Annotated in this window: 14 protein-coding genes; 3 read left to right on the top strand and 11 right to left on the bottom strand. The window is 45.7% G+C overall.

All coding sequences use genetic code 11. From position 1 onward, the window contains the following. Positions 1–35 precede the first annotated feature (35 nt). The gene (locus QUB14_RS13505; protein ID WP_333217554.1) at positions 36–608 is read right to left on the bottom strand and encodes a GNAT family N-acetyltransferase; all 573 of its coding nucleotides are present in this window, start codon (positions 606–608) and stop codon (positions 36–38) included. A 24-nt stretch (positions 609–632) separates the two neighbouring features. Here QUB14_RS13505 and QUB14_RS13510 point away from each other — a divergent pair, with 24 nt between their 5' ends. Continuing rightward, positions 633–1,199, top strand: a complete 567-nt coding sequence (locus QUB14_RS13510; protein ID WP_333217555.1) for a transposase — start codon at positions 633–635, stop codon at positions 1,197–1,199. Positions 1,200–1,203: 4 nt separating this feature from the next. Next, positions 1,204–1,812 (top strand): RNA-guided endonuclease TnpB family protein, encoded by a 609-nt coding sequence (locus QUB14_RS13515; RefSeq protein ID WP_333217556.1) that lies wholly within the window; start codon positions 1,204–1,206, stop codon positions 1,810–1,812. A gap of 467 nt (positions 1,813–2,279) precedes the next feature. Here the strand turns inward: QUB14_RS13515 and QUB14_RS13520 are convergent, their stop codons facing one another. The 3 genes from QUB14_RS13520 to QUB14_RS13530 all read right to left on the bottom strand — a co-directional run bounded on the left by QUB14_RS13520 (position 2,280) and on the right by QUB14_RS13530 (position 6,695). Then, positions 2,280–2,762: an Hsp20/alpha crystallin family protein gene (locus QUB14_RS13520; RefSeq protein ID WP_333217557.1), complete on the bottom strand. Its 483-nt coding sequence runs from the start codon at positions 2,760–2,762 to the stop codon at positions 2,280–2,282. 954 nt (positions 2,763–3,716) lie between these two features. Then, positions 3,717–5,393 (bottom strand): mechanosensitive ion channel, encoded by a 1,677-nt coding sequence (locus QUB14_RS13525; protein WP_333217558.1) that lies wholly within the window; start codon positions 5,391–5,393, stop codon positions 3,717–3,719. Positions 5,394–5,477: 84 nt separating this feature from the next. Continuing rightward, complete coding sequence (locus QUB14_RS13530; RefSeq protein ID WP_333217559.1) at positions 5,478–6,695, bottom strand: transposase; 1,218 nt, start codon at positions 6,693–6,695, stop codon at positions 5,478–5,480. A 147-nt stretch (positions 6,696–6,842) separates the two neighbouring features. Between QUB14_RS13530 and QUB14_RS13535 the strand changes: the two genes are divergently transcribed. After that, positions 6,843–7,307 (top strand): SRPBCC family protein, encoded by a 465-nt coding sequence (locus QUB14_RS13535; RefSeq protein WP_190661051.1) that lies wholly within the window; start codon positions 6,843–6,845, stop codon positions 7,305–7,307. A 154-nt stretch (positions 7,308–7,461) separates the two neighbouring features. Here QUB14_RS13535 and QUB14_RS13540 read toward each other — a convergent pair whose 3' ends face one another. The 7 genes from QUB14_RS13540 to QUB14_RS13570 form a co-directional block, all read right to left on the bottom strand. Continuing rightward, the gene (locus QUB14_RS13540; protein ID WP_333217560.1) at positions 7,462–8,148 is read right to left on the bottom strand and encodes an alpha/beta hydrolase; all 687 of its coding nucleotides are present in this window, start codon (positions 8,146–8,148) and stop codon (positions 7,462–7,464) included. A 319-nt stretch (positions 8,149–8,467) separates the two neighbouring features. Continuing rightward, positions 8,468–9,292: a SirB1 family protein gene (locus QUB14_RS13545; RefSeq protein WP_190736049.1), complete on the bottom strand. Its 825-nt coding sequence runs from the start codon at positions 9,290–9,292 to the stop codon at positions 8,468–8,470. A gap of 322 nt (positions 9,293–9,614) precedes the next feature. Further along, on the bottom strand, positions 9,615–11,492 hold the full coding sequence (mutL, locus tag QUB14_RS13550; RefSeq protein ID WP_333217561.1) for a DNA mismatch repair endonuclease MutL: 1,878 nt from the start codon (positions 11,490–11,492) through the stop codon (positions 9,615–9,617). A 188-nt stretch (positions 11,493–11,680) separates the two neighbouring features. Next, positions 11,681–12,784, bottom strand: coding sequence for an ATP-binding protein (locus tag QUB14_RS13555; protein ID WP_333217562.1), 1,104 nt, complete (start codon positions 12,782–12,784; stop codon positions 11,681–11,683). 333 nt (positions 12,785–13,117) lie between these two features. Beyond that, a complete protein-coding gene (locus tag QUB14_RS13560; protein WP_333217563.1) occupies positions 13,118–14,374 on the bottom strand; it encodes a beta-ketoacyl-ACP synthase in 1,257 nt (418 codons plus the stop codon). 218 nt (positions 14,375–14,592) lie between these two features. Beyond that, positions 14,593–15,378 (bottom strand): peptidylprolyl isomerase, encoded by a 786-nt coding sequence (locus QUB14_RS13565; protein WP_445251840.1) that lies wholly within the window; start codon positions 15,376–15,378, stop codon positions 14,593–14,595. A 316-nt stretch (positions 15,379–15,694) separates the two neighbouring features. Beyond that, entirely contained in the window at positions 15,695–16,261 is a 567-nt protein-coding gene (locus tag QUB14_RS13570) for a photosystem I assembly protein Ycf4 (RefSeq protein ID WP_190661038.1), read from the bottom strand. Positions 16,262–16,384 lie beyond the last annotated feature (123 nt).

Here is a 16,384-nt window from a genome sequence, read left to right on the forward strand (position 1 = left end):
AGAACAAAGTAAACTTTGATATTTAACAACTCCACTTAGAGCTTTTTAAAGTATCTGGCAACTGGGAATAGCTCGAAACCAGACTTTTCATAGGTGTGACGGGCTCTTTCATGACCGGGATCGCCCCCAGTCTCAACCATAGCAATAGACATCCCAGCATCTTTCATCCAAGCTAGAGCAAATTCTATCAGAGAGCTGCCAATGCCGCGATCCTGAAAATCTGGATCGACGGCAACCATGTAAATTTCACCCATACGGTCCTCTGAGTGTAGTTTCACAGCTACAAAGCCCACAGTAGAACCTGCATCGATCGCAACCCATACATTCGTGTCTTCCGCAGCACAGACATCCTCCACAGCTTTTTGCTGGCTCACACGCCAATGATTAGGATAGAAGGCCTCGTAAACTTCAGCGTTCATCGCCTTCTGAATCCAATCAAAGACCGGAGTCCATGCGCCGAGCGAAAGACGAATAACTGCATTAAGGTAGCGAGGGTCGTATGGTTGAATTTGCATTCCTACATGAACTCCTGTTAACTCTGAAAGCTTTCTCGAAAAAATGGGTTTAAAACCCCGTCCTTCTAGGACGAATTTAATTACTTTAAACATCTTACAGGATATCTGATATAAAGCATGACACAAAAAGCATTCAAGTACCGATTTTATTCAACTCTTGACCAAGAAACATTGCTTAGGAAAACGAGGGGTTGCGCTCGATTAGTCTATAACCGTGCGCTTGCCGCAAGGACAGAGGCATGGTATGAACGAAAAGAGCGAGTCGGATACTCTGAAACTTCAACAGTGCTGACCAATTGGAAAAAGCAAGAAGACTTGCAGTTTCTCAATGAAGTTAGCAGTGTGCCATTACAGCAAGGCTTGAGGCATTTGCAATCCGCGTTTACTAACTTCTTTGCAGGAATCGCAAAATACCCTAACTTCAATAAAAAGCATCATGGTGGTAGCGCGGAATTTACTAAAGCTGCTTTCAGATGGAAAGATGGGCAAGTATTTTTAGCGAAATGTTCTCAACCCTTAGATGTCCGTTGGAATCGTCAACTTCCAGAAGGTGCTGCTCCATCAACAATTACGGTGAAACTCTCGCCATCTGGACGGCGGACAGTGTCCTTGCTGGTAGATGTTGAAATTGCAACATTACCTGAATCTCAAGAGTCAAATTGGTTTGGATCTAGGTATTACTAGCCTAATGGATTTGAATAATGGCGAAAAGATTGTCAATCCTAAAACATTCAAGGCAAAACGCCGTAAATTGCCTAAAGCTCAGAAAGCGCTTAGCCACAAGAATAAAGGAGGATCTAACAATCGCCATAAAGCAAAGCTGAAATTCGCTAAAGTTCATGCCGAAATTAGCGATGCTCACAAGGATTTTATTCACAAGTTGACAACTAGACTGGTTCGTGAAAACCCAGTGATTGCAGTCGAGGCTTTGTTTGTGAAAAATCGGGTCAAAAATCCTAAGCTTGCTCTCTCGATTAGTGATGCTAGTTGGGGTGAAATAGTCAGGCAACTTGAATATAAGTGTAACTGGTATGGTTCTACATTCGTCAAAATTTACCAATGGTTTCCTAGCTCTAAAAGGTGTGGAGATTGTGGCTATATCGTTGATAAGTTGCCTCTAAATATCAGAGAGTGGGATTGCCCTAAGTGCGCTACTACACGTCACAACAGAAATGTAAATGCCGCTAAAAATATTCTTGCCGCAGGGCTTGCGGTTAATGTCTGTGAAGCGACTGTAAGACCTTCCGAGATTTACTCTCCGAAGGCTGGTGTTATGAAGCAGAAACCTAAGTCGTGAGGCTTAGGAATCCCCGTCACAGAGAGTGCGGGGTGGATGTCAACTCATACACATCTTGCAGCAGAGCCTTGACGTTGATCCATGCTCCATACTCAGTTAGTTTGCCGATGCAATGATGGAAGGGTTGTTTGCGTAAAAGGTACAGCGCTCGCCTTCGGGAAGTTTGGGAAGAATGAAGGAGGTGGAACGCATGAGCAAGGGATTTCAATGCCCCTGGGATCACGATTGGGTATTCTGCTCGTCCAGCTCTCCTGAATTTACTGGAAGCGGGCCTTGTAAGCGTTACTAAATTCACTGCGGGCTCAGGACAGTTGTAGGTAGCTTTTCGCTCAGCTTCCCCAAATAAAGAATACCGGGAGCAATGGTCGCTCCCGGTATCAGCTTTTCCAGTTCCGTTGTTGTTAAGTAAATCCAATCAGGCTCAATGAAAGGAAAATTTGCCTCACTCAATTAAGCACAGCCGATCGTTATTGGTTAGCCTGTTCCAAAGCGGGAGTCGCTGGAGTTCCAGCAATTTCGGCCAAATTAATCTTGACGACTTTATTGCGGGCTTCAGTCACTTTGGGCAGGGTTAGCGTTAGAATGCCATCTTTGCATTCAGCTTGCACAGAGTCGTTTTGAATGTGTGCGGGCAAGGGAAGCACCCGGTGGAATTTGCCGTAGCGGAATTCTGAGCGGACGTAGCGGGGTTTTTCTTCTGTGTTTTCGTAGCGGCGCTCGCCAGAGATAGAAATTGCTTCCGGAGTGACTTGAACGTCAACGTCTTTGGGGTCAATTCCAGGCAGTTGCGCTTTTAATACGAAGTTGTCCCCAGCATCAACCAATTCCAGAGCTGGCATCCAAGCGGCTTCTGAGTTATCTCTCGTTGCTGCCCGTTGGTCAAAAACTTTATCGAGTTGCTCGCGGATCGTTTCAATTTCCGTGAAGGGTTGCCAATAGCGCATCAACATAATCTGTCACCTCAAAGATTGGTAAAGCTTTATAAGGAAAGTTTGGGTTGAAGCTCATTGCTTACAGTTATTATGATGCCGCTTTATAAGTGGGAGCAACAGTCAGGAAAACCCCACTTTGTTAGTCGTAGTTGCCAGAATTAGTGCGAAACAATCAGAGTAATTCGCATTGAAGAAAACCGTACAAAGCTATTCCTAGAAACCGAAATGCTGTGGCAACGCCATGATGACCTTGCCGAGTGAACCCTGAACGGCGCGATCGTCGGGGGAAGTATGGTCGGTGTTGCCAACCGTACCAAAAGCAGGGTGCGGGTGATGTGTAGCACCCTAAGGACGTGATTTGTCGGCTATCGCTGCTTTCCTATAGCCATCGATCGCGCTCATGAGGGATCTCGCATAATCCCACTCTTAAAAACGCGATCGCCCAACAAGCTATGTGTCGTTAGTTCAACAAGTAGTAAGAGCCCAAAGCGCTTCTCTAAACTGTGTAAGAGTCAATAGCTGTACTTGGGAGCGATGGCTACGCCCCCTCCCGACGCATCTATCTAATCGGTTGACATCTGGATTTTGACTCAGCCCATCTTCCATCTCGATCGCCGATCGCATCCAACTCAAAATCACGCTCGCACTTTGGCTTTCATCTCGTACCAATCGCTCAACACAACCTTGACATGGAGAAACGCAAAATACTCAGTTAGTTTGCCGGTGCATTGATGGAAGGGTTGTTTGGGTACAAAGTGCAGCCATTGCATTCCGAGATTTTGGGCATGGCGGGCGTGTTGAGGTTTTGGCTTAGGGCTCTTGTGTCACTGTGATGCGAGTATAAGCCTAAAATGATCCAAACCCAGTTGCTGTCTATGGATGAAGCCCGTCGGGATCGACCCACCATCAATTTTGAAGATCGATAATTATAAAAAAAAGGCGTTTGTACTTGACAAACGCCTTTTTATAGAATTACAAACGCGGCGTCTTATCTTGTTTAAACGACGCTAACCATTCGCGAATTTGGTCGGCCGCAATCTCGCGCCCGCCCAAACCAAAAGCTAGAGCAATACCAACTGCGATCGCCCCGAGCAGCAGCCCGAAAGCCAAATTCACAATATCGCTGCCAATGCCCATCTGTTGCAGCGCCAAGGCCGAAACAAAGGCAATAATCGCGATCCGAGCCGTTTGGCCCAAAAGCCGCGCTTGGCGAGTTCCAGAACTGGCAATCAAACTAAACGCCAGATTCGCCAAATACAAGCCGATCGCAAATACCACCAAACCGGCCAGCACCCGACCTGCAACCAGGACAATACCGCTAACAATCGCCGTCAGCGCTGGAATCCCGAGCACGTCGGTAGCCGCCACCACAGCAAACAGGATGATGCCCACCTGTACCACAATGCCGACAAATTCCGAAGGCGTGCGAGCCGGAAGTTCCGGTTCCTGAAGAATCGTTGCGTCGGGATCGATCGAACTTGGCGGTAGCCTCAGCGACTGTTTCGGTGGCTGCACTCCCAACCAAGAAAAGACATTGTTGAAGCCAATTCCCGTCAGGATATTAGTCACCAAATCGCTGATCCAGCGGCCCAAAATGTAAGCAACCGCCAGAATTAGGGCTGCTGTAAAAATGTTGGGAAGCGCGCCCAAAATGTCGTTGAGCATCGCGATTGCCGGCTGCGAAATCGCCTGAATGTCCAAAGCGTTCAGAGCTGCGATCGCCGTTGGAATCAAAATCAAAACATAGACTATCGTCCCGACAATCCACGACAGGGATTGTCCGCCCGAAGTCCGCGAAATTCCAAACCGAGCGCCCAAACTGTCCGCCCCAGCAGCAGCCAACAGATTCGTGACAATCCGCCGCACCACCATAGCCAGCAGCCAGCCCACAAACCCAATCAGCACAGCTTCCAGAATTTTCGGAATTGCCGCCAGAATTTGGTTGAGTAAATTATTAACTGGCAGCAGAGCCTGCTGCATTTCCAGTGAGTCAAGAATCAGCGGCAAAAACAGCAGAAAAATGAACCAGTACAGCGCATTCGCCACAGTATCGCTCAGCAGCAAAGGGCGCTCAGTGGACGCAGTGCCCACCTCCTGATTCAAGCGCTCGTCCACGCTAAAAGTCCGCATCGCCCGCGATACGGCCATTTTGGCTACAGTTGCCAACACCCAAGCAATCCCCAACCAAATTAGCGCGCCGGCTAACTTCGGCAAGAAACCGGTAATTTGATTGAGAAAAGTATTGAGGGGTTGGGAGACAGCCGTTAGATTCAGGCGGTTGAAAAAGGCAATTAGGAAAAAGATAAAAATGATCCAGAACACCGCTGTGGAAATCCATTTTTCCACTTGGGGGGCTCCAGCTCCTTCCGGCCGGCCGGTAATCCAAGCAGCCAGCCGATTGTCGAGCGTAGTCTTCTTGAGCAATCCCCCGACTACAGATGAGACGAGGGCTGATACTATCAAGCCAATTAGCAGGATACCGACGGCCCAGAGGAGATTTTCAATGTTTGAGCCCTGAATGAAATTGTTAATTCCGCGTTCCGCATCTGTCAGGGGATTCCCGGATTGGGCCTGTGCCAAAATGCGATCGGACAAAGCCGCTATTGGGCCCGAGATCGGTTGAGTTATTTCTTGCCAAGTTTCATTCATTTTTTTCTCAGGTTAACGTCATATTTGACAGGGAGAAGACGAAACTTTAATAATAGTTCCACAAAATCTAGACATTGCCTAAATTTAATGTTTGTACGCTTTTAATCGTACTGGGTTAACTACAAAACCCTCTATCGAATTAGGGATAAACCCATCTCCGACTGCTTTTCGGCCAATATTCAAAGAACCGTTTACATCGGCATTTATGAAGCGTCCAGTTTGGGTTCTGAACAATCCTCTTTTTACCCTACTGCCAATGTAGTCGGAATGTTTTTGAATTGGTTCCCAATCCAAGGCTGAACATTTGGATGTGTAATTCTCCTCTACTAACACAACTTTAATTCCCGCAATCTGTCCTTTGTACTGCAACATTTGCACGAATCGGCGATGGGGAATACAGGCAAAATTTTGATTATTAACCTTGCCAGTCTTAATCCCATCTTTGAAATCCTGGTTCCAGCCTATAACCAGCAAGCCAATTTGATGATTGACGAGTTCTTTAATAATTGCGGAGCTCGTCGTGTGGAAGTAGTAATCCACTTTACAGTTACGCTTGTGCCACAATTTGGCGAGTTTTTTACTGGTTTTTTGGGCTGCGGGCAGCAAGGATTTCAAGGCCGATGAAACTTGATTGCAGTATTGGTTGGTTGACTTAACAGCCCGTCCGTCGAAGATTGTCGGTACTAACCCAGGAACATTGTAGGTTAATGTTGCCAGATTGTTTAATCCTAAATCTATGGCAGCTACTCTCTGATTAACTTGTAAAGGCTGTTCTAACTTTTCATAGAGCACCTCGACAACATAACAACCTACCTTGGGAACAATCCGGATTTCCAGAATCGAGGTGACTTTTGAGGGCAACCAAATATTTGTCCCAGAGGGACGAGCATATCCTTTTTTTAAGGCTCTTTTGCTGACAGCTTGACAATTAAATACAACTACATAGCGCCCGTCCTCTCTTTTTCGCTCTCTTGAACCTTTATAATGAGGGATTTTCGGGGCGGCTTTAAATTTAGTTGGGTCTTCCTGATAGTTCCGCACCGCCAGATAATAGCTAGTCCATGCTTTGAGCACTAAGCCGAGCGTGCTTTGTGCTACCTTTGCCGGCAGTGCTTTGTAATCAGGACTTGTTTTGAGCGTGTGATAAACAGCCAGAGCGTTTGTTTGTTGGCTGGCGAAAAAGTTTTGACGGTAGATGTAGTTAGCGCTATTGTAAAGATTTTTGGACAGCCAAGACAGTCGATCGGCTTCTCGATAAAACCTATGATTGGGTTTAATGACGTGCCTTTCGACTAACTGCATAATCGGTATATATACTTTAATTCAAGATGATACACTGTATTTATGAGTGTGTCAATCTTTTAATTTCTGGAAAAATTGACGGTACAAGTAAATAAAGGACTATAAAGTAAGCAAAGTTTTGTAATACCCTCGTTGTTGCAGGTTCTCATGTCAATTCGTCAAGTTTTCGAGCAATCCATTGAAATTCAGGCTGCTGCTACTCTGGTGGAGCGCTGTATAGTCGATCGAACTTTGATGCACAAGTGGCTTAATCCCCTGCTACGCTGCGAACCCGAGGGCGAATGGGATACGGCTGTAGGAAGTCGCAGCTTATTTATCATAAAAATTCCCGTTTTGCAACCCACTTTAGAGAGTGTTGTGTTGGAGCGACAACCCGGTTTAATTGTGTGGGGGTTTGACGGATTTTTCAAAGGATGCGATCGCTGGGAATGCCAGCCCCAAATCCAAGGAACTCTCTTGATTAACCGCTTTGAATTTCAAATTCCCAATCGTTTAATTAGATTTGGTTTCAATCGCTTTGCAGCCCCTTGGACGCAGAAAGATATGAAAGACCAACTCCGCCGACTCAAGCGGGTAGCGGAGCAACTATCTCAAAAAATGGGTAAAGGGTAATGGAGAAGGGGTAATTGGGAACTTGTTCGCTCGCGTAGCCGAAGTATTGGTAATTGGTAATAGCTGAAAACTAAGAGCTAATAGGAAAAAAAGCACCAATTTCCAATTCCCAATTCCCAATTCCCAATTTCCAATTCCCTGGAATTTCAGTTATTTACTTCACACTTCCTGATGGACTGGGCTGACAAATCATTTGTCTGGCAGAATTCACCGCTTGGCCGGCGGTATTTTGCAAAGCCGGGGAATTCTGATACAAAGCTTGCAAATCTTGCACGTCTTTAATCACTCGCTCGTAGATAGCAATAGCTTGATTGCCGTCAACTTCTAAAGCCGCAGGGCTGTAATTTTGCATCACTTCAATCAGCGATATTTTGCCATCTTTGGAAGCTGCGACTAAAGCATCGCGCAGTGCGGGCACGCTTTGAAGCCGAGCAGTCGGCGCATAAGCAACCTCGCCCAATTGTTTGAAAACAATTTCCCCAAAATAAGTAGTTGCCAGCCGCGCTACTAATTGGGAATCTAAAGGCACTTCTCGCGTTAATATTTCGCGCACCGACTCGGGAGTTTGTTTCGCAAGACTCAGAACGCTTTGCAGTTGAGATGATGCTTTGCCAGTTTGTGCAAAGCTTTGCAAGTCGCTCATGGGTAATGTTACGTCAACAGCACCGTATTTTACGGTAAGATTGTCTAATGCAAAGGCTTTGTCGCTGCTTAGGAATATTGCACTTGTTCCCAGTAAAAGAGCCAAACCTAATGATAAAGACTTTAACATTCTTTTGGTTAAATGGGCTGAGAGCGGTTGCATTCCGTTGAGATAACCTTGTTGAAACTGAAAGTTCATGAGTTTGTGCCTCTTTACTTCAAAATACTTTTTCGATCGCTCGTCTGTGCGGGTATGAGTACAGGTATCTGTGCGGGTACCAGTCGGGAAAGTAGACTCGGGATTTCCGTAAATGACCTATAATTTTACAGTCAAGTCAAGCAAATTCAACCTATCAAAAGATAGGTGTTAATTGACAATTAATATGTTATAATTATTTTTTTAATAATTTTACATACCTTTGCAAAAATGATAAAAGCGAAATTTGGTGGTCGGGCAGCAGTGTATTGAGTGTCACTTGAATATGTCTTATAGTCTGTGATCGATACCAAATTTAAGTTCACATATCCCGATCGAGCCGATCGACCAATTGGCGAATTCTAGCAGCATCAGGAGCATTCGGAGCATTTCTCAGGTATAGTTCCAAATCGTGGCGCGCTTCGACCAAGCGTCCCAGTTGATAATAGAGAATCCCGCGATCGCGCCGTTCCCCCAGCGCATCGGGAAACAGCAGCAAAATCCGTTCTATCGCCAAGAGTAGCCTCACAGCATCTCCCTGTTGCAAGTAAATCGCCTTCAGATTTCCCAGCATTCGCCCCAAAAAATGTCGGCGACTTACCGGAGCGAGAAAAGTCGGCTGCAACTCCATAGGTTGACCGTAAATTTGAGAAAGTCTGGCTTGACAATCTTCAGGAAATAATATCTCGCCGCCGTTAAACGCATCAACAAAAATACCAGCATCTTCAAAATCCGGTCTAATTAAAAAATGTCCCGGCATCCCAATTCCCACCATCGGAAAATCAATGCGCTGAGCAACCTCCAAATAAACCAAAGATAAAGATATCGGAATGCCAGTACGCCGATCTATCACTTCATTCAAAAAGCTATTGCGGGGGTCGTAATAATCAACATCATTGCCCGCAAACTGCAATTCCCCGTATAAATAGCCGTTAATAGTTTGGATAATCCGCAGCGGATAATTCTGTGCCGGCAGGCGTGAGCGCACTTCATCTGCGATCGTGTCGAGAGCGTTGAGATACTCCTCTGGCTCTAAATTTGGGTATTCTTCCAAAGCCATATAAAGAGCAGCTTTCGCCAAGTCGATCGAGCCATCAGGCTGGTTTATTTCTCGATAAAAGAGTTGTCGGGCGATCGGAAAATCCATATTTATTATTGATTTATTTTTAATTTACTTTTTGTACTCACATCATGAACAGGCAAGATGCCTGTTCCACAACAAAGATTATTCTGGGAAACAGGCATTTTTTGTAGTAGAATTAACCTTGGTTATTGTAAAACAGGTACTTCTTATTGTGAAGCAGCCATCTGGTTTGTTGCCCAAAACATATTAAAAACAGTGCATTATTTAAATTTTAATATATTCTAAGTTTTTTCATCTAAATCCGCCACTATTTTTAATAAAGCTTCACGATTTTTTTTAAATCGAGCCAGATTGAGGTGAACGCCCTTGGATGTCAAATCAACTTTCAAATCCCGTGACTTTTACCAATCACCCAACTGCGGCGAAAAATCCGAGCCAAAGTCGATTCTTCCAAAGCAAAATAGATAGGGCGGCCGTGAGGACAAGTGCGCGGATTGCGAGTTTGCTGCCATTCATCCAACAAATTTTGCATTTGGGAAAGACTCAAAGGAGTACCGTTTCGCATAGCGCTACGGCAAGCAGTCGCAACTTGAGCCGCTTGTAAATCTGCGACTTTACTGAGTTCAAAAAGCGCATCCGCACAGTCATCTCGATCGGCTAACAATTCAGGAACTTCGCGGGCAGCCCATAGCTGTTCGCCAAAACTTTCTACTTCCAAACCCAAGCGGGATAAATTCTCAATTTGCAGCGCAGATAATTGACTGAGAATCACTGGTTTTTCTAGACATTTTAACTGCCAATCCGCGCACAATTGCTCGTATAAAACGCGCTCGTGAGCGATGTGTTGTTCCACCAACCACATTCCGCTGGAATGTTCGGCAACAATGTAAGTATTGTGAACTTGAGCGATCGCCCTCAATTCCATCAATCCTATTTTATTAGCTTTTTCCTGTTCGCCACCTGCATCATTCTGCCTAGCCGAAATCCCGACACTGTAAGCACTTTTTTGTTCCGATGCCTTCAGCAATTTTCCCACTCGATCGGGAATTGGGGCAGGCGGCAAAACTTCATCGTTCAAATGCAAAGCACGAGCAATTGCTGCGCTAACTTGCGCTTGCCAAAAACTCGGATCGTGCAGATAAATTTCCACCTTAGCCGGGTGGCGGTTCCAGTCGATTTCCGAAGGGGAGATTTGCAGGTGGACAAAACACACGGGATAGCGATCGCGCGGACAAGTGCGGGCAAAGGCGCTGAGAATAGTTTGCTCTAATTCGGGCGATCGCACAACTCGCCGATTTACCCCAACTTTCACCCAATCCGGCCGCCTGCGGTGACACCGATCGGGCAAACCAATTACTAACTCCAAACGCTGGGAATTGGGCATTTGGAAATGGGAACTGGCAACTGGTAATTGGTAATTAGGCTTAACTGTAGCTCCAACAAGTTGAGTTTCTATCAATAAATTTGCTGCTTTCTGATTTTGAGGGCTTGCCGGCAAATCTAACTTTAAATACTGCAAATCGCTCGCTCGCACACCGCGCACGAATTGAGGTAAAAGTTGTTCCGCTGTGCTACCAGGAGTTACGTGCAAACAAGGCGTATTTCCTTGACGCAACTGCCAATTAACGTGCGGGTGACAAATAGCAATTTGCTGAAGGGTTAATTGGATCGATCGCATTTGCTGTGCCGGCGACAAAAAACTGCGGCGCACTGGCCAATTGCCAAACAAATTATCAACAGTCACCACCGTACCCGGAGCGATCGCCGCTGTTTCCACCTCCACAGCAACGCCCGCGTTATTGTAAACCACCCGCCAGCCCGATCGAGCATTTTCAACTCCCCCCTTGTTAAAGGAAGATTTGGCGGGGGTTTGCGCCGACTCTCGATTTTCCGAAAAATCCCCCAATCCCAAATCATTCGATCGGCTCAAAACCTCCAAACACCCCAACTGAGCTAAACTGTGCAAAGCTTCCCCACGAAATCCCAAAGTATCAATTTTGTAAAGGTCTGCTTCAGTGGTAATTTTGCTCGTACTGTGAGGCGAAGCCGCCTGCCGCAAATTTTCCAGATCCATTCCCGTACCATTATCTGCAACTTGCACCCGCCACTGTTCCGGCCACACAGAAACAACGATGCGAGTTGCGCCAGCATCCAGAGAATTTTCAACTAATTCTCGTACCGCTGCGGCGATCGAGTCAATCACTTCGCCTGCGGCAATTAAATTGATAACTTCTGTGGGTAAGGTTTGAATAGTAACTGGCATCAGATTTTTAGCGGTTCGTTAATTCAATTCTACTTGATTCTGCAAATCGCTACACAGTATTAGGAATTAGGTTCTTAAACTCGGTTTCTCATAAAAATATTGTTTAATAACAAGATATCTACTCATCAACCAAGTCTCTGAGGATTAGTGAGAAAGTCCTAAGTATATATCTTCCTCCCTACTTAATTTTAATCGGCTAAAGCCATGCTTTTCGGCAAGCGGATATAAAAAGTTGTGCCTTTTCCGTCCTCTGACTCATAAGTAATTTTCCCTTTGTGAGCCTCAACGATCGACTTAACAATTGCCGTTCCCAACCCAGTACCAGTCCGCTTGCCATAAGTCACAAACGGTTCAAATAACTTTTCCTTAATTGTCGGTGGAATGCCTGGCCCGTTATCGTAAATGCTAATTTCGGCCCACTCCTCACTTTGTTTGACCGCAATCTCCACCCGACCCCCTCTTCCACCAAAAGCCTCAACAGCATTCCCAACTAAATTTTGTAAAACACGCAAAATCTTATTTTCGTCAGCTTCCACTATGACTTCTGTCACCCGTACTATCAAATCTACGTTTGCTGCTTCACAATAAACTCTGTTCAACTTTTCAAAATGCTGCAACGTCTGAATTAGATTAACTGGTTTTTTATTTAATACAGAATTACCGCGCGAAAATTCTAACACTTCTTCAGCCATCCCCAACATTCGCTGAACCTGCAATTGAATAAGTTCGCACCACTCCTGAGTTTCCTCATCTTCGTGCATTTCTTTGAGCATTTCAATGGAGAGTTTAATTCCGGTAAAAGGACTTTTGAAATCGTGAATAATTGTACTCACCATTTCTCCTACCAATACCATTTTTTGTTTGTGTACCAACTGGCTAACATAGTGATCCGTGGTTTCTCGTAAATTTTTAGTAATGAAACTAAACATTTGCAGTACCGAACTGCCTTTAGCAAACTGGAGAGTTGCTATTAGTTCTTCACGGGCTATTTTGGCCAAAGTCGAGCCTGCAACTGCCACAGCTCTAGCACTGCGAGGTTCTCCGTCTAAAACTCCGAGCTCGCCAAAATAATCGTCTGGCTTAGCCACAGCAACAGTTTGATATTTATGATTTTCAAGACGCTTGCTAAACTCGACTTTACCTTCTAAAACTAGATATAAAAAATCCGCTGTTTCTCCTTCTTCAAAAACCAGCGTTTCCTGAGCAAAACTCTCCAAAACAGCTATTTGGTAAAGGTGAGCAGCTTGCTCGGGTTCAAAATAAGACATAAATCGATGAGAGGCCAGATCCATGTGAAAATACCTAAGGCTTAATTTAAACAGTTTCTTTTTTCTATTTTCGCCGATCGCCATCGGTGCGTTAATAAAATACAATACTGCTTTAATCTGCCTCTCTTTTCGAGCCTCCTAGGCTTTGACACAAGCATCAGCGTCGGCATGCAGAGCCAGACTAGCATAGCAGCAGCAATCTCACCAAAATTTTCAGTTAATTGACTAAAATACATAAGTATTGTACTATTTTTGAGATTTAAATTGGATGTGCGGGGGGTTCTCCGGCCACCTCAGAAGATTTTAACTGTAGAGAGATCGTGTAATTTAAATGTCGATCGACCGAGTTTACAAAAATTAACGCTCGCCCGATAAAACGATCGCAGCATTCTGCCCGCCAAAGCCAAAACTTAAACAAACCGCATTTCTGACAATAGCCGATCGCGCACAGCGAACAAAATCTAATTCAAACCCCGGTTTTTTCATTCCAACGCAAGGCGGCAACATCTGATTTTTAATGCTCATCAAACAAAAAGCCGCGCCCAAAGCTCCGGAAGCTCCCAAAGTATGACCCGTAGCCCCCTTAGTCGAACTAACAGCAACTCCTCGGTGAAATAACTTCTCAATTAACAGTGCTTCGTGTCGGTCATTTAACTCAGTTGCAGTACCGTGAGCATGAATAAAATCTATATCAATCGCCGCTAAATTGCTGCGTTTCAAACATTGATTTACCGCCGCGATCGCACTTTTCCCCCCCAGCTCCGGCGCATTAGCATGGCAAGCATCATTTGTCAAGCCAAAACCGGAAATTTGACCGTAAATTTTAGCACCACGACGCCTTGCCAACTCGGCAGATTCTAATACAAATAAAGCCCCGCCTTCACCGAGCACAAAGCCTTCCCGATTTTCATCAAAGGGATAGCATCCATTGTTTGCCATAGCACCCATCCGGCTAAATCCAGCCAGAGTCAGCGGTGTTATAGGGGCTTCGACAGCACCTGCGATCGCCCGCTGACACTCACCGGTGCGGATTAAATCAACAGCGCGGGCGATCGACCAAATACCCGTCGCACAAGCAGCCATCGGCGCCAGTACCGGCCCCGTCGAACCAATTGCCCTCGCCGCTGCGATCGCCCCCATGTGAGGCAAAAAATTCACAAATTGAGAATTGGGCATTGGGCATTGGGCATTGGGCATTGGGCATGGCGAATCGGTAATTGAGAATTCTCTATCCTCTTCCTTCTTCCCTCTTCCCTCTTCCCTCTTCCCTCTTCCTTCTTCCCTCTTCCCTCTTCCCTCTTCCTTCTTCCCTCTTCCTTCGCTTGCCAACAGTTCCAAATTTGCCTGGAAGCCTCGGCTAGAACCGATCACAATCCCGCAATCGGGCAAAGGCAAAGTCAAATTAGCATCTTGCACAGCATCTGTTAAAACCTGCCGAATTAAAGTTATTAAATCGACAGGTTTTGTGCCAATTAAAGCCAAAGGTCGCCGTTCAAGTTCTATAAAAGGTTGATGTTGTCGAATTCCTGATTCCCCAGACAACAATCTTTTCCAGCTACCATCCAGAGTGCCTAAAGCAGAAACCAGGCCAATTCCCGTAACAACAACATCCACATCTGCCCTCAGATTCCCAAATTTTTAGTCATTAGTCATTAGTCATTAGTCATTAGTTATTTATGATTGGAACTAATTATTAACTACTAGCCAACGACCAACGACTGATATCGTTTCCGGTTGCATCGGAATAATAAAATCGAGTCAACCGTCAACAGTCAACAATCATCTCGATCGTGCAACCGGAATTGATATGACGAGTGACGACTGACTACTGACTACTGAACAGGCTTAAAATTTTCCAAACCTTGAGTAACAGTAGCCTTCTCAATGCGATCGCCCGCTTCAATCTTATCAATCACATCCATGCCTTGTTTCACGTACCCAAAAACCGCATAGCTGCCGTCCAAAAACGGTACATCGGTCAAAGTAAAGTAAAACTGAGAAGAAGCCGAATCCGGACTCTGCGATCGAGCCATAGCAACAGCGCCGCGACTGTGCACCAACACGGGTTTCTCCTTAACCCCAGCTTCTTCTAACGTTTGGCTGTAAGTCGGATTGGCAGCACCTTTAGCTTTAATTTCCAGAGGAATCCTGCGTTCGGTAGTAGTTTTTGGGTCAATAAAACCCCCAGTTCCCAGTCGCGCTGTAGGGAATTTAGGGTCTTTACCCTGAGGGTCGCCGCCCTGAACTACAAAAGGCTGAGGTTCCCGCACGACTCGGTGAAATACCAGCCCGTCGTAGACTCCTTTCTGAACCAAATCGACAAAATTGCCCGCAGTAATTGGCGCATTTGTGCCGTCGAGTTCGATCGTAATTGGAGCACCTTTAACCGTCATCACCACCGTTGCTTTTCCTTCCAATCGTGGCAAATTGCTAAATTGTGAACTCGCCGCTACAGCAGCAGGAGAAGGAGACGGAGACAAAGAAATATTTTCACCCGACGCCGGATTCGATGTCGCAGTCGAGTCTGCCACAGGGGAACTACCGCATCCTCCGACAAACAACGCGCCAATTATTAAAAGTGAGAACAACCACCGCTGAATTTTGATTTGCATTTGCATTTGTATTTTCACTTTGAGTCAATTACGGACTTTGCAACTAAAGATTTTAATTCAATAGTCCGAACTGTTTTTAGTTCCTAGTCTGAAACCCGCGATTTTGCTTTGGTAGCGAACAGGCATTGGAGCCTTGAAACCCTTATTCTACGGTTGGCAATCAAAAACTATCCGAAGTATTGTTAATTGATAGATTCAAAAATTGGTAACGGGCTTACTCGCAGATCGATCTTTTTCACTTACCAGGTAGGTAAGGTGCGCGGCCCGGCGCACCCTACGAGACATTACCAATCTAAAATCTAAAATCGCAAATCGAAAATCCCTAAAGTCCTTCTAGGGGAACTTGCAAAAATCGAGCCAATTCGGCTGCTTGATTTTCCACTTCCGACAAAGCAATCGGCTGTCCGACTCTAGTCAGGGGAAACTGACGGCGGTCTTTGAGCTTAAGATAAATACTGCGGCGGGGACTGAGACCTTCTTTAATGTCTACCCGCACAGATTGCACGTCCGATATCTTGCAAGTAAAATCAAGCTTGCGGTTTTTGCCCGGAAAACCCCAGCGAAAGATCCGAATGTTGCCAGTTTGTCGATCGAACTCGCTGTAACCGCCACCGACATCCCAGAGAATAGTCAGCCACAGGTAGAGCGCCAACAGCACGCCACAGACACCGTAGAAACCCATCGCAATGCCTTGGGGGATGAAAACAAGGTGAGTCGGGTCAGCAAAAGGCAGGAGGTTAACGTGCAAGTAGCTGGAAATGCCCGACAGCAGGAAACCAGTCCCTCCAATGCTGACCACCGTCGCCCACCAGTAATTGCTGAAGCGGCGGGAGCCCAAAACCGGGTAGCGCAGGACAGAATCGATCGAGGTCGTTGTTTTTGCAGTCATAAAATTAAACAGCCTTAAAGCCAAATCTTAATTCAATTAGCCCACCGAGCGTCACACTTCGCTGACGCGATCGCGTCAGCGACCGATCGGGATTGTGTATCAACACCTGCTAATTATGTTGAA

Source organism: Microcoleus sp. B3-D2 (genome assembly GCF_036705345.1).
Lineage (GTDB): Bacteria > Cyanobacteriota > Cyanobacteriia > Cyanobacteriales > Microcoleaceae > Microcoleus.